Consider the following 18,825-nt stretch of genomic DNA (forward strand, 5'->3'; position numbering starts at 1 on the left):
GCACGTCCCGGACATCAAAACTCTTAGCGGTCAGGCACGAACACGGTGCCGAGCGCGGCCGGCGCGGTCGAGCCGCCGGTGCGCGCGCGGGAGAGCAGGACCAGCACGATGACGGTCGCCAGATAAGGCAGCGCGGACATGAACTGCGAGGGAATGCCGACGCCCCAGCCTTGCGCGTGCAATTGCAGGATCGTTACTGCGCCAAACAGATAAGCGCCGATCACCAGCCGGCCCGGTCGCCACGACGCGAACACGACCAGCGCCAGCGCGATCCAGCCGCGACCGGCGGTCATGCCGGGAATGAAGAACGGCGTGTAGGCGAGCGGCAGGTAAGCGCCGGCAAGGCCGGCGCAGGCGCCGCCGAACATCACTGCGAGGGTGCGGATGCGCAGCACGGGATAGCCGAGCGCGTGCGCGGAGATGTGATTGTCGCCGCAGGCACGCAGGATCAGTCCTGCGCGCGTGCGGTAAAGGAACCACCAGACGCCGATGATGAGGGCGATGGAGAAATAGACGAAAGCATCTTCGCCGAACAGCACGCGGCCGATCAGCGGAATGTCCGTGAGGCCGGGAATATAAAGCTGCGCGGCCGGCGTGAGCCGCTCGCCGACAAAGCCAGCGCCGATCAGACCCGACAGGCCGACGCCGAGAATGGTCAACGCCAGCCCTGTCGCAACCTGGTTGACAGCGAGGCCAAGCGCCATCAGCGCGAAGATCAGCGACATCAGCGTTCCCGCGACGATGCCGAACAGGGCCCCGATGAAGATCGATCCGGTGAGCCAGGCCCCGCCAAAGCCGCAGGCTGCGCCGACGATCATCATGCCCTCGACGCCGAGATTGAGGACGCCGGACCGTTCGGTGACGAGTTCGCCGGTTGCCGCAATCAACAGCGGCGTCGAGGCGGCGAGCACCGACAGGATGATGGCTTCAACCAGCTCCACGGGCCACCTGACGATTGAGGAAAACCAACTTGAAGCGGTAGAGGATCAGGGAATCGCAGGCGAGCACGTAGAACAGCAAAATGCCCTGGAAAACCTTAGTGACATCTAATGGGATCTTCATTGCGATCTGCGCCTGCTCGCCGCCGATAAAGGTCAATGCGAGAAAAAGGCCTGCAATTAATATTCCAATCGGGTTCAATCGGCCGAGAAAGGCCACGATGATCGCTGTGAAACCGTAGCCAGGCGAGATGCCGGGCTGCAGATGCCCGACGGGACCGGCGACCTCGATGATGCCGGCAAGACCGGCGAGTGCACCCGATACTGCGAAAGTCAGGATGATCAGCTGGTTGGCGTTGAAGCCGCCGAATCGCGCAGCGCGCGGCGCGGCGCCGACCACGCGGATCTCGAATCCCTTGATGGTGCGCCCGAGCAGGATTGCGGCGGCCGCGACGACGAGCAGGGCGATGATCGAACCGAGATGCAGCCGGCCGCCTTCGATCAGCAGCGGCACCGTCGCGACGGGATCGAACTCCGCCGTGGTCGGGAAATTGAAACCGTTCGGATCGCGCCAGGGACCGCGGACGAGATAGTCCAGGAGGAGGTCGGCGACATAGACCAGCATCAGGCTGGTAAGGATTTCGCTCGCACCGAACTTCACCTTGCAGATCGCCGGGATCAGTGCATAGAGCGCGCCAGCGGCTGCGGCGAGGACGAACATCGCTGGTAGCACCCAGCCGCCGGCATCGGTGCCTTGCGTCTTCACGGCGATCCAGCTTCCAGCGACGGCGCCGATCAGGAATTGTCCTTCCGCGCCAATATTCCAGGCGTTGGCGAGATAGCAGAGTGCCAGCCCCATCGCGATCATCACCAAGGGGGTCGCCTTCACCGCGATCTCCTGGAGTGAGTAGCTGTCGGTCAAGGGCGCGATGAAATAGGCATGCAGCGCGAGCAGCGGATTCTTGCCGAGGATCGCGAACAGGATGGTCATGGTCGCGATCGTCAGGCCGATCGCGATCAGCGGAGAGACAAGCGCGATCGTGTTGGAGCGCTCAGTGCGCTTCTCAAGCACCAACTGCATGCGTGGCCTCCTTCGGCTCGAGGCTGCTTCCTCCCATCAGCAGGCCGAGCTTCTCGCGCGTTGCCTCGCTCGCTGCGAGCGGAGCAGACAGCCGGCCGTGGAACATCACGGCGATGCGGTCGGCGATCTCGGCCAGTTCGTCAAGATCCTGGCTGGTCACCAGCACCGCGGCGCCGGCGCTTGCAAGATCGAGCAAAGCCTGGCGGATCACGGCGGCGGCACCGGCATCGACGCCCCAGGTCGGCTGGCTCACCACCAGCACCGCGGGGTTGCGCAGGATCTCCCGGCCGACAATGAATTTTTGCAAATTGCCGCCCGACAGCGATGCAGCTTCCGGATCGCGCTTGGCCTTGCGCACATCGAAAGTCTCGGTCGCCTTGTCCACGGTCTTCAGCGTGGCCGCCGTGTCGATGAAGCCGTGCTTGACCATGCCGCTGGCGGCGTGTCCGGTCAGCAGCGCGTTCTCCGACAGTCTCATGCGCGGCGCAGTGCCGTGGCCGAGCCGCTCTTCGGGCACAAAGGCGGCGCCGAGCTTGCGCCGCTTGGTGATCGAGAGGTGGCCGGCGGCGATGCCTTCGATGACGACCGTGCCGGGATCCTTCGACAGCCGCTCGCCGGACAGTGCCGCGAACAACTCGTCCTGGCCGTTGCCGGCCACGCCAGCGATGCCGAGGATCTCGCCGCCCTTGAGCTCTAACGAGATGTGTTCGAGCCGCACACCATGCGCCTCTTCCGGCGCGAGCGTGAGATCGTTGACGACCAGCCGCGGGATCGTGGTCTTGCGGCCGGCGGCCGGCTTCACCTCCTTGATCTCGCCGCCCACCATCATGCGGGCAAGCGAGGCGGCGGTCTCTAGGCGGGGATTGCAGGTGTGGATCTTCTGGCCGCCGCGCAGGATGGTGGCGGTATCGCAGAGTCGCTTCACCTCCTCGAGCTTGTGGCTGATATAGAGGATGGCGCGGCCTTCGGCCTTGAGCCGTTCCAGCACCACGAAAAGCTGGTCGGCCTCTTGCGGCGTCAGCACCGCGGTGGGCTCGTCCAGGATGAGGAATTTCGGGTCCTGCATCAGCGCGCGGACGATCTCGATGCGCTGGCGCTCGCCCACCGACAATTGCCAGACCTCACGCCGGGGATCAAGCGGCAGGCCATAGGTCTTCGATACCCGCTCCAGCCGCGCCGACATGTCCTTGAAGGATTCCTTGCCGTCGAGCCCAAGCGCGACGTTCTCGGCAACGGTGAGATTGTCGAACAGCGAGAAGTGCTGGAACACCATGCCGATGCCGCGGCTGCGCGCCTCGGCAGGACCGGACAGCACGATACGGTCGCCTTGCCAGTGGATCTCACCGGCGCTGGGCTGGATCAGCCCATAGATCGCCTTGACCAGCGTCGACTTGCCGGCGCCGTTCTCGCCGAGCAGCGCGTGGATCTCCTTCGGCCAGATGTCGATGTCGATGGCATCGTTGGCGAGGGAGTCCCCATAGCGTTTGGTGAGCCCGACCGTCCTGAGCAACGGGGACTCGCCGGAATGCAGGCCGTTGGGCGTCGGATCTAACATTCGCTGGTATGCTGGCATGGATGAATTGCCTCAATAGTGGGCTAGTTTGAACCGCCGCGTAAGGTGTGAAAAAGCGTCATCCCTTGCTCAACGCGTCGGCAGGCCGCCGGTGTCACGATTCGGGGCGCTTTCCGGCCACCTGTTCGGCCCTCGGGCGGCCATTGAGAGTGCATCGTGCGTTCGGAAACCGTTGCAAATTTGTGACGGTTCAAGCCAAATCGGAACCGGCTATGCAGGCTTGACGTGAAGTTGAGCAAAGTGGCCCGCGGCTCGTATGCATTGGACTGCGACGATGGCGATCGTCTTCGACAGCCGTGATTGGGGCGTTGCCTCAACGCAAAAGGCGAGCAGAATCAACCGGGAATGTTTGGCGTCGCCGTCTCTGGCGTCGTCGAGCTTCGGGAAACGTCGCCAAAGAAATCCCCTCAAATGATACGGCGTCACACCACATGGTGCCGAAACAAGCGGCATGCCTTGAAAAAAGTTGAGGCTTCTCACCTCGGGACTTCGGCGCAAGTGTCGCCCGCAGGGGACGTTCATTGCTACGCGTCCAAACTTGGGGGTATTCAGGATGTCGTTTCGTTTCAGGGCAGTCGCAGCCGCGCTGCTGTCACTAGTTTCGCTTGCCACTGGTGGCTTGGCGCAGGCCGCGGATTTGCCGGTCAAGGCTGCGAAGAAGGCGCCTGACCTCCCGTTCTTCCTGGTGATAGACGACCGCGTGTCGTTCTCCTGGATGCCGAAGGGCACCGATCCCGGCATGTGGAGCACCCGCCCGGATGGCAGCATCAACGGCAAGACGGCCAAGCAGGTCTACTCGTTCACCCACTTCGATCTCTGGGCCTATGGTACCAACTTCTTCACCATCTCGATGTTCAAGTCGGGTCAGAACGATCCGTCCAACCCGTGCATTGCCCCCGGCCTGCTGTCCAACTTTGCGGCGGGTAATTGCGCAGGTGCAACCGAGATCTACGGTCTGTTCCGCTCGACCTTGGGCTGGAACGAGCTGTTCAACACCAAAGCCTTCACCGCCGGCCCGTTGCATAACATCTCCTTCGAAGTCGGTATGGACGGCAACAGTGAGAACACCTTCCTCGCGCCTGCCAAGCGCGACGTCGTCGCCGGTCTGCAGTTCGCCTTCGACCTGCCTTACAAGGGTTACATCAACGTTGCGCCCTTGATGTACTGGGAGTTCTCGAACCACAATGCGTTCACGCAGTGCGGCACGGTCTTCGCCGGTGGCACGGTGCCGGGAACGTCGTGCAACTCCGATGGCAACGTATCGTACAACCCGACCTGGGCCGTCGAAATCAACTATTACATGGACCTCGGCTTCCTGCCGCCGAACATGCAGTTCTGGTCGATCAGCGGCCGCGCTGGTTGGTATGGCCCGAAGGGCGACTCGAACGGCCTTCCTGCGCTCTCAGGCGTTGGCCGGATGTCAACCGCCTCCAAGACCGAGCTGAACAGCGAACCGATCCGCCTGACCTTCGACGCCTCGAAGGCGGTCTGGGGTGACAAGTACTCGCACTTCGTCGACCTCTGGGTCGCCTACCGCTACTGGCAGAACAAGTTCGGCCTCGACCACAACGCCGCGCCCGGCGTCTGCACGGTCGCCGCGACCGGCCAGAGCACCAACAGCTGCACCGAGTCCACGGTCTACGGTGGCGTCACGGTGAAGTTCTGATCGGTTGACGGTCTCAAAGATTTCGGTGGCGCCGTGCAGAAATGCGCGGCGCCATCCGTGTTTCGACAGGTACCGCAGCGCCTACTTCGTCCACACGTCGTCGTGCAGTGCCTGGGCCTCGTCTTCGAGCAAAGGGCCCACGATCTCGGTCGGCCGCTGGCCGCTCGCAAACACCTTACGGCAGGGAAGATCGAGCGTCGGGTTCTCTGGGTGGTTGCCGGTGACGCCGCGCAGGCGATGCTCACTGAGGCCGTAGACCACACGACCGATGCCGGCCCAGTAGATCGCGCCCGAACACATCGCGCAGGGCTCGGCGGAGGAATAGAGCGTCGAGCGTGCCAGTACTTCGCGGTTCAGCGTGCGGCAGGCTTGCGTCGCCGCCAGGCGCTCGGCGTGCGCGGTGCCGTCGTGGTCAGGCATGTAGCCGTTCTCAGCTTCGATCAGCACCTTGCCGTCGGTATCGACGACGATGCAGCCGAAAGGATGATTGCCGTGCGTGAGGGAACGGCGCGCGACCACAAAAGAGACGCGCAGGAAGTATTCGTCGCGCTCAGTTGCGCCGCTCATCGCTGACTCCCTGGTCAGTGCCCCGCCATATGCCGGCCGACCACGGTAAGATCGGCCTCGCTGGTTCGTGCTTCATACACGAATTCGCCGTGGAACATCACCACCAGCCTGTCAGACAATTCGAGCAATTCGTCGAGATCCTCGCTGACCAGCAGCACCGCCGCGCCGCGGTTGCGCGCAGCCATGATCTCGGCGTGGATCTGTGCCACGGCCGCGAAGTCGAGGCCAAAGCATGGATTGGCTGCAATCAACACCTCGACATCGCCCGCCAGTTCGCGGGCGAGCACCGCGCGCTGAACATTCCCGCCCGACAGCGCCGAGATCGGTGTCTGGGGCGTGCGGGTCTTGATCTTGTACTGGCCGATCTTCCTCTTCGCCTCGTCGCGGAAAGCGCCGCGGTTGAGCCACCAACCGCCGCTGGCGAAGGGAGCGCGGTCGAACTCGCGGAACGCGATGTTGTCGGCCACGCTCATGCCTCCGACGCAGGCGTTCTTGAGCGGCTCCTCGGGCAGCAGCGACATCTTGTGGCGTCGCATCTCCTCGCGGTTGGCGTGATAGGAATCGCCAGAGATGCGGATCTCGCCGCCCTCGGCCTCGCGCTGGCCGGCCAGGACCTCGACCAGCTGGCGCTGGCCGTTGCCGGAGACGCCCGCGATGCCGACGATCTCGCCCGCGCGCACGGTGAGGCACACGTCATGGACGGCGATGGCGCCGGCATCGTCGACCGCGCGGAGCTTTGAAAGCTCAAGGCGCGCCTGGCCGGCTTCGCCGGTGCGCGCCGGCTGGACCGTGAGCTCCTCGGCTCCGATCATGGTGCGCGCCATGGCATCCGGTGTCAGCTCGGAAACCTTGCCGGCTCCGGCGAGTTTGCCACGGCGTAGGATCGTGACCTCGTCGGCGAAGGCCATGACCTCACGGAACTTGTGCGTGATCATCAAAATGGTCAGCTCGCCTCTGACGACCATGTCGCGGAGCATGCCGAGCACCTCGTCGGCTTCGGCCGGCGTTAGCACAGAGGTGGGTTCATCAAGGATCAGGAAGCGCCGCTTCAGATAGAGCTGCTTGAGGATCTCGCATTTCTGCCGCTCACCTGCGGAGATATCCGAGACCTTCGCGGAGAGCGGCACCTTGAAGGGCATCCGCGCCAGGAATGCCTCGAGCTGTTTCATCTCCTTCGGCCAGTTCACCACGGCCGGCACATCGTCGCGCGCCAGCACCAGATTTTCGGCCACCGTCATGGCCGGCACCAGCGTAAAGTGCTGATAGACCATACCGAGACCGAGCGCGTGCGCATCTTTCGGGTTGGCGATCGCCTGTTCGTGGCCGCCGATGAGGATGTCGCCTTCGGTCGCGTGGTAGTAGCCCATGATGCATTTGACGAGGGTCGATTTCCCGGCGCCGTTCTCGCCGAGTAGCGCATGGAACGAGCCCGGCCGCACCTTCAGTGCGACATTGTCCAGCGCCAGGAAATCGCCAAAGCGCATGGTCATGGCGATGGCGTCGAGGCCGAAGGCGCCTGTTGGCGCGGGCATTTCGCCGATGATCACGAAATCGCTCCGATGAAGGCCTCGGAGGTGGAGACCGCGCCGAACACACCGCCCTGCATCTTGATCATCTTGAGCGCGTGCTCGTGATTGCTCTTGTCCGTCGCGCCGCAGCAGTCTTGCAGCAACACGCATTCGAAGCCGCGGTCGTTGGCCTCGCGCATGGTGGTGTGGACGCAGACGTCGGTGGTGATGCCGGTGAGCACGATGTTCTCGATGCCGCGCACGCGCAGGATCAATTCCAGATCGGTTGCGCAGAACGAGCCCTTGCCGGGCTTGTCGATAACAGGCTCGCCGGGCAAGGGTGCAAGTTCCTCGATGATGTCCCAGCCGGGCTCGCCGCGCACCAGGATGCGGCCGCAGGGACCGGGATCGCCGATGCCGGCACCGATCTGGCGCGAGCGCCAGCGCTTGTTGGCGGGAAGATCGGAGAGATCCGGGCGATGGCCTTCGCGGGTGTGGATGATATGAAAGCCCTGCTTGCGCATCGCAGCGAGCACTCTTTTGATCGGCTCGATCGGCGCCCGCGTTAGCGACAGGTCGTAGCCCATCTTGTCGACATACCCGCCGACGCCGCAAAAATCGGTCTGCATGTCGATGATGATGAGCGCGGTATTTTGGGCGCGGAGATCACCATTATATGGCCACGCATAAGGCTCGGACTTGATGTAGCGCTCGGGCATGATTTGCTCTCTAGCGGGTGATTGACAATTCCGCCGGGGCTCCGGTCAGGGTGCGCTTCGGCGAGCAGGTGATGATCATGATCGCCAGCGTCAGGATGTAGGGCGCGGCGTTGAAGAGGTGATAGCCTGATGTAACGCCGACCGACTGCAGCGCCGGCCCAAGTGCCGCGGCGCCGCCGAAGGCAAGCGAGGCCCACAAGCAGAGCAGGGGATCCCAGCGTGCGAAGATCACCAGCGCCACTGCCGTGATGCCCTGGCCGGACGAGAGTCCCTCGTTCCAGCTTCCTGGGTAGAACAGCGACAGGAACGAGCCGCCGATGCCGGCAAGGAAGCCACCGACCATGGTGGCGCGCAGGCGGATCAGCAGTACGGAGTGACCCATCGCGCGCGCGGCATCAGTGCTTTCGCCAGCGGTGCGGATGAGAAGACCCCAGCGTGTCGTGCGGAACGCCCAACAGAGGACCGGCGCGAGCGCGACGCCGATCAGGAACAGCACGTTGACGCGCAACGCGGCGCGGACTTGCGGGATGTCGCTCCACCAGCCGAAATCGATCGCAGGCAGCCGCGGCGCGGTCGGCTCGATCAGCGGTTTGCCGAGATAGAACGCGAGGCCGGTGCCGAACAGCATCAAGGCGATGCCGACCGCCACGTCGTTGACCCGTGGCAGCGAGCAGATGCCGGCATGGAGCGCGCCCAGCAGCGCGCCGGTGATGCCTGCGGCAAGTACGCCGAGCCAGGGCGATCCAGTGAGATAGGAAATGCCATAGGCGCTCATCGCGCCCATCACCAGCGTGCCCTCGAGGCCAAGATTGATGCGGCCCGAACGCTCGGTGATGCATTCCCCCAGGCTCACGAACAGGAAGGGGGTGGACACGCGAATGGCGCCGCCGAGCACGGCCAATGGGACTGTCCAGAGTCCGATCGATCCGTCTGCCATCAGGACCTGCCTTTCAACAAACCGATGCGCCCGTAGAGCGCGTCGCTGGCTAGCACGAAGACGAAGATGATGCCCTGGAGCACCAGCACGGATGCATCGGGAAGCCCCAGGCGACGCTGCAACAGGCCGCCGCTGGCGCTGATACCACCGAGCAGGATCGCGACGGGAATGATCGCAAGCGGATTTTGCCGCGCGAGGAAGGCGACAAGGATGCCAGTGAAGCCATAGCCGGCGGCGAGATTGGCGTTGGTGCGGCCCTGCACTGCTGCGACCTCGACCATGCCGGCAAGACCCGCGGTGCCTCCGGCGAGAAAGCAGATGGTGAGGATCAGCTTGCTGACGCCGAGACCGACGATTCTTGCAGCGCGGATGTTGCCTCCGGCAACGCGCGCGGCGAAGCCGAACACGGTGTGATAGATCAGGATGTAGGCGGCGATCGCGGCGATCAGGCCGAACACGAGCCCCCAATGTATGTCGGTGCCGGGGATCGAGCCGATCATGTTGGCGGCGCCGATCTCGCGCGTGGACGGTTTGTTGAGACTCGCGGGATCGCGCATGGCGCCTTCCACGAGATGATTGAGGATCGCGAGCGCGATGTAGACGAGCAAGAGGCTCGAAATCGTCTCGTTGACGCCGCGATATTGTCGCAGCGCGCCTGCCAGCATGATCCACAAGCCGCCGCCAATCACGCCGGCGCAGACCATCGCAATCTGGATCGCCAGCGGCGGAAGACCCTGAAGCGCGAGTGCGGCGCTGGTCGCCGACAATGCGCCGATCAGCAGTGCGCCTTCGCCGCCGATGATGACCATGCCGAGCTGCGCCGGCAGCGCCGTGCAAAGTGCGGTGAGGATGAGAGGCGCAGCACGCGTCAGCGTGTTCTGCCAGGAGAACCAGGTGCCGAACGCGCCGTAGTACATGTAGAAATAGAGGTCGAGCGGGTTCTTGCCGGACATTGCGACGAAGATGCCGAAGACCGCGAGTGCGCCGACCAGCGCCGCGCCGGGAATCAGGATGTACTCGATGGTGCCGCCATGGCGTTGCAGAAAATCGGCGTCGGCGGCCGGGGCAACTGCCCCGACCGCTTCGGCGGACTCCGCAGCTTCCGTCGTCACGAAGTCGCTCCGATCACGCCTTCGACGAGATAGTCCATCTTCTCGAGCTCGGGATCCTTCTGGCCGCGATCGGTGCCGGCCGCGATCACCGTCTTGCCCTTGTTGTCGACGAGACCGCCCTTGAAGATGGCGTAGCCCTCTGCCGACAGGAACTTGGCCTTGATGTCGTCGGCGTGCTTGCGCGCCTCGGCGGACACGGCTTCGCCGTAAGGCGAGGTCTTGACGATCTCTTCCTTGAGGCCACCGCGATAGAAGTTCGGGATGCTCTCGCCGGCGGCGATCATCTTGACGAACTTCGGATAGAGCGCCTCCCAATTCCATTCGGCGCCGGTGAGATAGGCTTTCGGCGCCAGCGGCGACTGGTTGGTGTGATAGCCGCAGACGAAGGCGCCGCGGCGCGCGGCGTTCTCGACCATCGTCTTCGGGCCGTCGACATGGCAGGTCAGCACGTCCACGCCCTGGTCGATCAGGCTGTTGGTGGCCTCGGCTTCCTTGACCGGCATCGACCAGTCACCGGTGAAGATGACCTGGGTGGTGGCTTTGGGATTGGCGAGCTTGGCGCCTAGCGCGAAGGCGTTGATGTTGCGCAGCACCTGCGGAATCGGCTTGGCAGCGACGAAGCCGAGCTTGCCGCTCTTGGAGGTGTAGCCGGCGATGATGCCGGAGATGTACTGGGCTTCGTCGATATAGCCGAAATAGCTGCCGGCATTCTTCGGGTCCTTGTCAGTCCAGAGGCCGCCGCAATGCTCGAAGTGAAGCTTCGGGTACTTGGTGGCCATCTTGACCATGTGCGGATTGTAGTAACCGAACGAGGTCGGGAAGAGCAGGGTCGCGCCGTCGAGATTGATCATGGACTCGATCGTCTTCTCGACCGCGTCGGTCTCCGGCACCTTCTCTTCCTCGACGACCTTGAGGCCGGGAATCTTCTTCAGTGCCGCCGCGCCTTGTGCGTGCGCCTGGTTGTAACCGTAGTCATCGCGTGAGCCGACATAGATGAAGCCGATGGTCGTCTCGGCCGCAAAGGTCGGACGGGCGCCGGCCGCTGCGCCGAGGGTGAGGGCGGCGCCGCCCTTCAACAAGTGTCGTCGTGAAATCCTGCCTAAATCCATTGCTTGCTCCCCTTGGCGGAATGGACCGCCTCAACCTCGCGGCGACGCCGGTCTGACGAAGCCCGGGACAGGATGTCGCAAGCTTCGTGCCAGAGGTTAGGGGGAGGGCATCTTCATCTAAGCGTTTGAAATAAAATATGTTTCTTCATTGACCGAATCTTGATCAGAGATGCTTATGATGAAATATTAGGCGCAATAATCTCGTTGTATGCAATTGTGTTGAGCAGCCTTGCCGCTGCGCCGGGACGTCATCGGGGTGAGATACGAATCAATCACGTATGGCGCGGTACCCCGCCGTCGCCGAGATCCCCCGGCCCGTATCAGCAGCGATATTTCCTTGCCGTCACATCGTGGAAATCGATTTTACCAAGGCCTGGCCGCTACCCTCGTCGCCAACGCCCTTCAGGCGGTCAACTTTCTCGGTGATCGGCTCCTGAGAAAGTCGCAACATTCTTCGGCGCTCATCGAGGACCTCTATCGTTACGCGATGGAAAGCGCGTTTTCGCTCTCCGAGGCGTTCCTTGTCACAGGTGCGCCGCACGCCTCAGCCTACTATCCACGCGACTTTGCCTGGTTCTATCCTGATGTTCTCGACCCAGAGACCATCATGGATGAGCAAGACGCGGTGCGGCGGGCGCGCCTTCTGGAAAAAAGCGTTCGCCTGCTGCTGGAGGCGGCTCGCGCCGGCGTCATCACGACAACCATCGTTCCGGCAGGGCGCGGTCGGTATCTCGGCGTGAACTATTTTTCGCGGCCCTCGGATACGCTGCTGGGCATTTTGGCCGGTCTCCAGCAGATGCTCTCCGCCGAGGAGCGGGGGTCGTCTCATCTGGCGATGTCGCAATGCGCCCATGCCGGGCGCCTGTTGCTGGTCGAATATGGCGGCGACCTGAAGCGCGCAATCCTAAAGCTTGCCGGCGAACTCGAGCCGTTCGATGTTCAGGGCACGAGATATTTGCTCTGTGACGCCAGTCGGCCGCGCTCTGCGGCAACCGACACCCGCGCCGAACGTCGGCGTTTCGTCACCAATGCCTGCGTGTACACGACTTTCGTGTGGGGCGTGCAACTCGGCTTGGTCGAAGAGAACGAGCTGAAGCGGCTGCTCGGGCGCGACCTCGCGCAGTACAAGCAGGATCTGCTCAGCCTGTTCGGGAGAGACGGCTATATCAGACATTCGCTGGATGGGCCGGCGGGCACGCCCTCATCCCTGGTCGCGCTCGATTTCGTCGGCGTGCATCGCGGCTTCTGGAATATGAACGATGCGAGCGAGCGCGCATTTTTCGCGGCCACGGCGGATTTGATCATCGCCGAGCCGCGCTTCCGCATCCCCAGCACGTTCCACTTCCTGGTGTCGGCGGACAATCCGCGCAACAAGATCATCCACACGATTGCGGCACCGGCCTATCAGGGGAGATCATCGTGGCCGACTTTCAACGTCGAGTTCGCCGATCGCATGCTGGACTTCGACGAGTACGCCGGCAACGAAACCTACCGGGCCTGCGCGCAAGCGATTCTGAAGGACATCCGCACCGCGACTGAGATCTATGGTGGCTATCAGGAATTAATTTCGGAGCAGGGGCTGAAATATCGCACCTGGGCCTATCAAGGCGCGGTGGCCCATTCCTGGTTTCCACGCTTTCTGTCGGTCTGGAGGAGAGCGTATGGAACGCCGCTCCTCCGGTGGAATGACTGATCCGCGAGAGGCCTCTGGCGGTCAAGCCCATCAGCTCGCTGTCTTCGAAAGCCTTGGCCGACTCAGTGCAGTCAAGATTGCCTTCCGCTCTGCGCAGCGCAGACGTCATGCAGCGACGTCGAGGAGCCGGCACGAGCCACGTACCAGCGCCTTGCGGCCGGTCGCGGTCATCGCGGGCGTGCCGTCGTGAATCACGACGAGTCCGAGCTTGACGAGATCTTCGAGGAGATAGGCCTTCGAGAGGCGGCCGCTCGACACTGGATTACGAAGCGCACGCAGCGCCGCCCATTGGTCCGGTGAAAGATCGAAGTCCACGTCGTTGCTCATGTTGCCTCAAGCGATAGTCATGTTCGCGCGCCCCTGTTAGCGGCGCCGCATGAACACCATGCGACGACAATGAGTCGGGAATTCGGTGAGCGGTTTAGAACCACCCTTCACGAATTGCCTCACGCCGTTGCGCCACAAAGGTTAAAGATTGATCGGACGCGTAGATCGTCCCGATTACAGATCACTAATTGATGATTCTGATTTGATGTTGCGTTGCGACGAATGCGGTGCACGGGAAGCGCTGCTGTCCCATTTCGCGGCGCGATATGCACGCAAGGAATGAGACGCGCGCTTTGTGACTCTGCTACGCTGATTTGCGGGGAATGGCTTTCACACGACAAGGAGTGTGAGTGCATGAACAGGCTGGTGGAGATTCGCAGTCAGGAATCCCTGTGCCGTGAGCGCGCCGCGCTCGATTTTGAGCGCCGGGTTTTCTGGCTCACGCAGGCTGAGGAATGGGAACAGCGCGCGCTCGACGAAATTGCCTATCACTTTCGCGAGTGCAATACCGACCACACAGAGCTTGTACGAAGCTGACGCTCCCCGGGAACCCGGGACTTACTGGTAGGTCGCAACGATGTCGGAGACGGCGCGCTCGAGTTGCTGCGCGGTGGCGCATTGGCGCACCACGCTACAGAAGGTCGCGTAGCGCGGCATCTCGGAATCTCCAAAGCCCCAGGCGAGCCGTCCTTCGGGATTGAGCCAGACCAGTCGCTTTGAGCGCTCGGAGATGCGCCGCAGGATATCGGCGCGCGGGTCGAGATTGTTGCTGCGGGCATCGCCGAGCACGATGACCGTGGTCTGCGGCGTCAGCGTGCTCATGAAATCCTTTTCGAAATCGACCAGCGAAGAACCGTAGTCGGAGGAGCCGAATCCGACCTTGGACATGATCTCCGCCATTGCCTCCTCGGGTGACTTCTTCTCCAGGATCGGGCTGACCTCGATCAGATGCGAGGAGAATGCGAAGGAGCGGACGTCGTCGACCACCTCATGCAGCGAGTGGACCAGGAGCAGGAAGAAATCCGAGACCTGCGCAACCGAACCGGAGACGTCGCACAGCGCCACGATCTTCGGCCGGTCGCGGTGTTTGCGCTTCCATGCGGTGAGGAAGGGGACGCCGCCCCAGGCAGCGTTGCGGCGAAGCGTTCGGCGGACGTCGAGATGGCCGCGGCGCTGGCGCTTGCGTGGCTTCGAGTAACGCTCGCGCAGGCGGCGCGCGATTTGCCGGATCAGGGCGCGCATCTCAGCGATCTGCCGCCGTTCAATGCGGGCGAGCGGTGCGTTGCGCAGGATCTCGTTGCGGAGATTTTCGGCCTCCTCGCGGGCATAGAGCGCAAGTCCTTGCGAGACGGTGTCGCGCACCGCATCGCGTAAGGCATCGAGTCCGGTCCGCAGGCGCTCCGCCAGTGCCGGATTGCTCGCGGTCAGATCGTCGAGATCGTCGCGCAAGCGCTGGAGACCCATGGCATCGAGGATGCGGCTGGAGAAGATGCCGCGCTGGGTGGAATAGCGGATATCGGATAGGGGCGCCGCGCCGGATGCGCTGGCGATCGCGGCTTGTATGGCGTTGCGGTCCTGCGACAGCAGCATCTGGGCGAGCGGGCCAAGTCCTTCGATCGGCTGGCCTCCGCCCGGGTCGCCGGCCGGGTCAGAAGAGGGAGGCTGGTCCGCATTCGGCGAGGCATCGTCATTGTTGCTGGCTTCGGGTTGCTCCGGCGGCGGCTCGGGCTGGCTGAAGAACAGATCAAAGCAGTCGCCGAGCGCGAGCTTCTCGTCCTGCGATTTGGCGAGCGTCAGGAGCAGCGCATCGCGCAAGATAGCGCGGTCGGTCAGACCGACCTGCGCGACCGCACGCATCGCATCGATGCTTTCGGCGGGTGAGACGTGGACACCGGCGCCGCGCGCAGCCCTAAAGAAACGATGAAGGTTCTCGCGCATCGGCGTCAACCGAAGACGTTGGACCGTGCCGCCTTGGCAATGAAGGTCGTGATTTGCGGTGCTGCGGCCTCGATATCAGCCTCGTATTTCAGGAGCACGTTGAGGGTGTCCTTGACCATCTCGGTATCGAGCTCGGAAGCCTGGAGCAGCACCAGCACGCGCGCCCAATCGATGGTCTCGCTCACCGATGGCAGTTTCTTCAGGTCAAGCGAACGGATCTCATGGATGAAGCCGACCATCTGCCGGCGCAGCGTATGAGAGATGCCGGGCACGCGACTCTCGACAATGCGTTCTTCAAGTCGCTGCTCGGGAAAGCCGACATGCAGATGCAGGCAACGCCGCTTCAAGGCGTCGCCGAGATCGCGTTCGCTGTTGGAGGTGAGGATCACCGTTGGTGGTGTGATCGCCGAGACCGTACCGAGCTCGGGGATCGTGACCTGGAAGTCGGAGAGGATTTCCAGCAGCAGCGATTCGAATTCGGCATCCGACTTGTCGATTTCGTCGATCAGCAGCACGCAGCCGCCCGGCTGCTCCAGCGCCTGGAGCAGGGGGCGCGGCTCGACGAAGTCTTTGGAGAAGAATACGTCGCCGAAATCATGCAGCTGGTCGAGGGCGGCGTGCAGCGTCTGCGCGCCGCCAAGGACTTCGCCGAGCTTGTCCTTGAGGATCTGCGTATAGAGAAGCTGCTTGGCGTATTTCCACTCGTAAAGCGCCTTGGCTTCGTCGAGACCTTCGTAGCATTGGAGGCGGATCATCTTCTTGCCGCGCCAAGCCGCGATCGCCTTGGCCAGTTCGGTCTTGCCGACACCAGCAGGTCCCTCGACAAGAATCGGCTTTTCGATCTGTTGCGACAAATAGACGGCGGTTGCGATCTGCCGGCTCGCGATATAGCCCTGCGCGGCGAGGCCATTCTCCACTGCCTCGATCGACGTCGAGGCCTTCTGATCAGCCACGAAAGGGCGCTCCCAAAGGTTTTGCTTGAGGCTTGTTCTGCCTGCGTTCCCGGCAAAGAACAAGCCTCGTTTGGGAGAGGCCAGCTCCGCGTGAATGACGTTTTTTCCGCTCAGCGCAAATATTTGGGCGGCGCCTTCGCGGTCAGTTCCGAAGCAATTCCGGCTTGCGGATCGTCTGTCTCACCTCGGCGCCGCAATCGGCGCATTCATAGATGAAGTCGATCTTGGCAAGGCTCCAATGCGGCTCGACCTCGCGCACATACATCGGCAGGAACCCCATGCACGTCGGGCAATTCACGGGCGCGATTTCGATATCCTGATGATGCTGTACATAGGCTGGCATCTCGGCTCTCCTTCGCAGGCGACCCCCAAATCCCGCGCAGAGGCTACTGCTTGACGCCGCAAATTCTGTCATCAACTCTTTCGAACAGAGGCGGAACAGCCGAGATTTGCGCTCGGCTGTGACATTCTAGTTACGTATATGGACTGTAGCGGGCGGACCAAATGCCTATCTTCTCTGGCCGGTCCGCTTTTCTCGGACTTCCACTGCAACGATAAGGGAGTACGCCCATGACCCACGCTATTCGTTTTCACAGGACCGGCGGTCCGGAAGTTCTCGTTTGGGAGGAAGTCAGCGTCGGCAAGCCGGGGCCGGGCGAGGCGCGCGTCCGCCATACCGCCGTCGGTCTCAACTTCGTCGACATCTACAACCGGTCGGGTCTCTATCCAGCGCAGTTGCCAAGCGGGCTTGGCAGCGAGGCAGCTGGGGTTGTTGAGGAGGTCGGGCCGGGCGTGACGGATGTGAAGCCGGGCGATCGCGTCGCCTATGGAGCTTCGCCGCTCGGCGCCTATTCCGAGGCGCGGCTGATCCCCGCGGATCGGCTCTTGAAGCTACCTGATGGTGTGGACGACAAGACCGCGGCCGCGATGATGTTGAAGGGACTGACCACACAATATCTGATCCGGCAGACCTATCGCGTGAAGGCCGGGGACACCATTCTGCTGCACGCAGCCGCGGGCGGCGTCGGTCTGATCCTAAGCCAGTGGGCCAAGCATCTTGGGGCAACCGTGATCGGCACCGTCAGCAATGACGAGAAGGCAAAGCTCGCCAAGGCACATGGTTGCGACCACGTCATCATCTACAGCCGCGAGGACTTTGTGAAGCGCGTCGATGAGATTACCGGGGGCAAGAAGGTCCCGGTGGTCTATGATTCCGTCGGCAAGGACACGTTCCTGAAGTCGCTGGACTGCCTCGCGCCCCTCGGAGTAGTCGCTCTGTTTGGCCAATCCTCCGGTGCGGTCGAGCCGCTCAATCTCGGTCTGCTCGCGCAGAAGGGCTCGCTCTATGTCACCCGGCCGACGTTGTTCACTTATGCGGCGAAGCGCGAGAACCTGGTCGCGATGGCGAACGAACTGTTCGACGTCGTCAAGTCCGGGGCGGTCAAGATCGAGGTGCACCAGACTTATGCACTGAAGGATGCCGCCAAGGCGCATGCCGATCTCGCCGCGCGCAAGACCATTGGCTCGACGGTTCTCACAGTGTGATGGTCTGCTGGACGATGACGCGGGGCCGCTCACACCTGCGTCATGTCCGCGCTCGTGCTTGCGCAGGTCGCGGGCGTGATCGAGATGGCTGGCCTGGAGATTGATGTCTTCAGACGGGATTTCGGGAAGGGCAGCCTCGGCTAAAATCGCTTCGGTCACGTCCTTGATGGAATTTTCCGCGATTTCGTGAATGAACGAGATGTTTTGGTGTTCCCCGGAGCTGACGCGGGAGACCACCTTGCGCCTGGTGATCTCGGGGTCGACGATCGTTTCGCGGCAGCGCCGCCCGTAGTCGATCATCACGACGAAATACTGCATGAAGCAATCTGCCGCGCCCCAGGCCGGTGCGCGGCAGAGTATGTCTGAAAAATGGAATTAGATCAGGTTGATTTCCAAAAATCGGAAATCCTTGCCCCCTACCGGCCCTTCTTGCGCGGGCGGGCCGACTTGGCGCGCAGCCGCTCAAGCTGGCCTTTGGGCATCGACAGGCAGATCTCTCCAACCCAGTCGAGCTTTACGCCGACGATCGGCTTGGCGTTGAAGCTGGTGAGGTTGACCACAGAGGGGGATTTGCCCCGTTCGATGGTCTTCAGATAACGTTCGCCGGTCTTGAGCCGAACGACGGCCTCTTCGCCGTAGAAGCTCGACAGCGGATGACGTTGGTCCTTGTAGACCACGATCACGTCCCCACTTTCGTATTTGGGCAACATTGAATCGCCGACGATCTCGAAGGCGATGGTTTCTTCCATGATCGGGAAGGGCAGTGTGATGTCGCCGAGTCCCTCCGGCGGAACCTGCTCGTAATCCGGCTCGATCACGGCCCCGGCTCCGACGCGGCCCATGATCGGCGCGAGGTTCAGCTCAAGATATTCCATGATCGGAATGATTTCCGAGGCCTTCACCAGGCGTTCGCCGCCGAGAATCTCAGACACCGCGCCCGGGCGTACGCCCATGGCGGCCGCCAGTCCGCCCTTGCTCTTGCCCGTCTTCTCCAGGCCCCGTTCGATCATCGCAACGTCCAACATGGTGATTCCCTCGATTGCCCATGGCTCCCCGCCTCTTGTAATCCGAAATTCGGAATTGATGCAATTATGAATATCAGAAACTAGCCTTGACTTTAGCATTCGGAATAACGGAATGTGTGATCCGCCTCGGATCG

The 18,825-nt window shown here is 62.5% G+C and carries 18 protein-coding genes and 1 pseudogene; 4 read left to right on the top strand and 15 right to left on the bottom strand.

Going from position 1 to position 18,825, the window contains the following annotated elements; genetic code table 11:
* Positions 1-23: 23 nt before the first annotated feature.
* The 3 genes from X265_RS11625 to X265_RS11635 are packed head-to-tail and all read right to left on the bottom strand — an operon-like array spanning position 24 to position 3,574.
* Positions 24-941 carry an ABC transporter permease gene (locus X265_RS11625; protein WP_128964945.1) on the bottom strand — a complete coding sequence of 306 codons (918 nt, stop codon included), beginning with the start codon at positions 939-941 and terminating at the stop codon, positions 24-26.
* Entirely contained in the window at positions 928-2,019 is a 1,092-nt protein-coding gene (locus X265_RS11630) for an ABC transporter permease (RefSeq protein ID WP_128964946.1), read from the bottom strand. Before X265_RS11630 ends, X265_RS11625 begins: the two co-directional genes overlap by 14 nt.
* Positions 2,003-3,574, bottom strand: a complete 1,572-nt coding sequence (locus X265_RS11635; RefSeq protein ID WP_128964947.1) for an ABC transporter ATP-binding protein — start codon at positions 3,572-3,574, stop codon at positions 2,003-2,005. The genes X265_RS11630 and X265_RS11635 overlap by 17 nt, the downstream gene beginning before the upstream one ends.
* Positions 3,575-4,145: 571 nt before the next feature.
* Here X265_RS11635 and X265_RS11640 point away from each other — a divergent pair.
* Entirely contained in the window at positions 4,146-5,258 is a 1,113-nt protein-coding gene (locus X265_RS11640) for a hypothetical protein (protein WP_128964948.1), read from the top strand.
* An 81-nt stretch (positions 5,259-5,339) separates the two neighbouring features.
* On the opposite strand, the gene X265_RS11645 is transcribed toward X265_RS11640, so the two are convergent.
* Genes X265_RS11645 through X265_RS11670 form a run of 6 tightly spaced genes read right to left on the bottom strand, consistent with a single transcriptional unit; the run spans position 5,340 to position 11,210 of the window.
* The gene (locus tag X265_RS11645) at positions 5,340-5,825 is read right to left on the bottom strand and encodes a nucleoside deaminase (protein ID WP_128964949.1); all 486 of its coding nucleotides are present in this window, start codon (positions 5,823-5,825) and stop codon (positions 5,340-5,342) included.
* Positions 5,826-5,839: 14 nt separating this feature from the next.
* Positions 5,840-7,372: an ABC transporter ATP-binding protein gene (locus X265_RS11650; protein WP_128964950.1), complete on the bottom strand. Its 1,533-nt coding sequence runs from the start codon at positions 7,370-7,372 to the stop codon at positions 5,840-5,842.
* Positions 7,369-8,052, bottom strand: coding sequence for a biuret amidohydrolase (biuH, locus tag X265_RS11655; protein WP_128964951.1), 684 nt, complete (start codon positions 8,050-8,052; stop codon positions 7,369-7,371). The genes X265_RS11650 and biuH overlap by 4 nt, the downstream gene beginning before the upstream one ends.
* 10 nt (positions 8,053-8,062) lie before the next feature.
* The gene (locus tag X265_RS11660) at positions 8,063-8,989 is read right to left on the bottom strand and encodes an ABC transporter permease (RefSeq protein ID WP_128964952.1); all 927 of its coding nucleotides are present in this window, start codon (positions 8,987-8,989) and stop codon (positions 8,063-8,065) included.
* On the bottom strand, positions 8,989-10,101 hold the full coding sequence (locus X265_RS11665; protein WP_128964953.1) for an ABC transporter permease: 1,113 nt from the start codon (positions 10,099-10,101) through the stop codon (positions 8,989-8,991). The genes X265_RS11660 and X265_RS11665 overlap by 1 nt, the downstream gene beginning before the upstream one ends.
* Positions 10,098-11,210, bottom strand: coding sequence for a BMP family ABC transporter substrate-binding protein (locus X265_RS11670; protein WP_128964954.1), 1,113 nt, complete (start codon positions 11,208-11,210; stop codon positions 10,098-10,100). The genes X265_RS11665 and X265_RS11670 overlap by 4 nt, the downstream gene beginning before the upstream one ends.
* 319 nt (positions 11,211-11,529) lie before the next feature.
* Here X265_RS11670 and X265_RS11675 point away from each other — a divergent pair, with 319 nt between their 5' ends.
* Positions 11,530-12,903, top strand: coding sequence for a hypothetical protein (locus tag X265_RS11675; protein ID WP_128969221.1), 1,374 nt, complete (start codon positions 11,530-11,532; stop codon positions 12,901-12,903).
* 105 nt (positions 12,904-13,008) lie between these two features.
* On the opposite strand, the gene X265_RS11680 is transcribed toward X265_RS11675, so the two are convergent.
* The gene (locus X265_RS11680) at positions 13,009-13,230 is read right to left on the bottom strand and encodes a hypothetical protein (RefSeq protein ID WP_128964955.1); all 222 of its coding nucleotides are present in this window, start codon (positions 13,228-13,230) and stop codon (positions 13,009-13,011) included.
* Positions 13,231-13,584: 354 nt separating this feature from the next.
* Here X265_RS11680 and X265_RS11685 point away from each other — a divergent pair, with 354 nt between their 5' ends.
* Positions 13,585-13,767 (top strand): hypothetical protein, encoded by a 183-nt coding sequence (locus X265_RS11685; RefSeq protein WP_128964956.1) that lies wholly within the window; start codon positions 13,585-13,587, stop codon positions 13,765-13,767.
* A gap of 21 nt (positions 13,768-13,788) precedes the next feature.
* Here the strand turns inward: X265_RS11685 and X265_RS11690 are convergent, their stop codons facing one another.
* The 3 genes from X265_RS11690 to X265_RS11700 form a co-directional block, all read right to left on the bottom strand.
* Positions 13,789-15,168, bottom strand: coding sequence for a vWA domain-containing protein (locus X265_RS11690; RefSeq protein WP_128964957.1), 1,380 nt, complete (start codon positions 15,166-15,168; stop codon positions 13,789-13,791).
* A 5-nt stretch (positions 15,169-15,173) separates the two neighbouring features.
* On the bottom strand, positions 15,174-16,121 hold the full coding sequence (locus X265_RS11695) for an AAA family ATPase (RefSeq protein ID WP_128964958.1): 948 nt from the start codon (positions 16,119-16,121) through the stop codon (positions 15,174-15,176).
* A 142-nt stretch (positions 16,122-16,263) separates the two neighbouring features.
* A complete protein-coding gene (locus X265_RS11700) occupies positions 16,264-16,464 on the bottom strand; it encodes a hypothetical protein (RefSeq protein WP_128964959.1) in 201 nt (66 codons plus the stop codon).
* 227 nt (positions 16,465-16,691) lie between these two features.
* Here X265_RS11700 and X265_RS11705 point away from each other — a divergent pair, with 227 nt between their 5' ends.
* Complete coding sequence (locus X265_RS11705; protein ID WP_128964960.1) at positions 16,692-17,666, top strand: quinone oxidoreductase family protein; 975 nt, start codon at positions 16,692-16,694, stop codon at positions 17,664-17,666.
* A gap of 48 nt (positions 17,667-17,714) precedes the next feature.
* Here the strand turns inward: X265_RS11705 and X265_RS41300 are convergent.
* Together X265_RS41300 and X265_RS11715 are read right to left on the bottom strand one after the other, a co-directional pair.
* A pseudogene (locus X265_RS41300) lies at positions 17,715-17,984 on the bottom strand (hypothetical protein); the annotation flags it as partial.
* A gap of 98 nt (positions 17,985-18,082) precedes the next feature.
* Positions 18,083-18,691, bottom strand: coding sequence for a S24 family peptidase (locus X265_RS11715; protein ID WP_128964961.1), 609 nt, complete (start codon positions 18,689-18,691; stop codon positions 18,083-18,085).
* Positions 18,692-18,825: the final 134 nt, after the last annotated feature.

This window comes from Bradyrhizobium guangdongense, assembly GCF_004114975.1.
GTDB lineage: Bacteria > Pseudomonadota > Alphaproteobacteria > Rhizobiales > Xanthobacteraceae > Bradyrhizobium > Bradyrhizobium guangdongense.

Excerpts from the sequence above, each read along its gene's own strand:
- X265_RS11715 (WP_128964961.1), bottom strand. The coding sequence starts at position 18,691 with ATGTTGGACGTTGCGATGATCGAACGGGGCCTGGAGAAGACGGGCAAG.
- X265_RS11705 (WP_128964960.1), top strand. The coding sequence starts at position 16,692 with ATGACCCACGCTATTCGTTTTCACAGGACCGGCGGTCCGGAAGTTCTC.
- X265_RS11690 (WP_128964957.1), bottom strand. The coding sequence starts at position 15,168 with ATGCGCGAGAACCTTCATCGTTTCTTTAGGGCTGCGCGCGGCGCCGGT.
- biuH (WP_128964951.1), bottom strand. The coding sequence starts at position 8,052 with ATGCCCGAGCGCTACATCAAGTCCGAGCCTTATGCGTGGCCATATAAT.
- X265_RS11640 (WP_128964948.1), top strand. The coding sequence starts at position 4,146 with ATGTCGTTTCGTTTCAGGGCAGTCGCAGCCGCGCTGCTGTCACTAGTT.
- X265_RS11680 (WP_128964955.1), bottom strand. The coding sequence starts at position 13,230 with ATGAGCAACGACGTGGACTTCGATCTTTCACCGGACCAATGGGCGGCG.
- X265_RS11685 (WP_128964956.1), top strand. The coding sequence starts at position 13,585 with ATGAACAGGCTGGTGGAGATTCGCAGTCAGGAATCCCTGTGCCGTGAG.
- X265_RS11700 (WP_128964959.1), bottom strand. The coding sequence starts at position 16,464 with ATGCCAGCCTATGTACAGCATCATCAGGATATCGAAATCGCGCCCGTG.
- X265_RS11630 (WP_128964946.1), bottom strand. The coding sequence starts at position 2,019 with ATGCAGTTGGTGCTTGAGAAGCGCACTGAGCGCTCCAACACGATCGCG.
- X265_RS11635 (WP_128964947.1), bottom strand. The coding sequence starts at position 3,574 with ATGTTAGATCCGACGCCCAACGGCCTGCATTCCGGCGAGTCCCCGTTG.
- X265_RS11645 (WP_128964949.1), bottom strand. The coding sequence starts at position 5,825 with ATGAGCGGCGCAACTGAGCGCGACGAATACTTCCTGCGCGTCTCTTTT.
- X265_RS11660 (WP_128964952.1), bottom strand. The coding sequence starts at position 8,989 with ATGGCAGACGGATCGATCGGACTCTGGACAGTCCCATTGGCCGTGCTC.
- X265_RS11670 (WP_128964954.1), bottom strand. The coding sequence starts at position 11,210 with ATGGATTTAGGCAGGATTTCACGACGACACTTGTTGAAGGGCGGCGCC.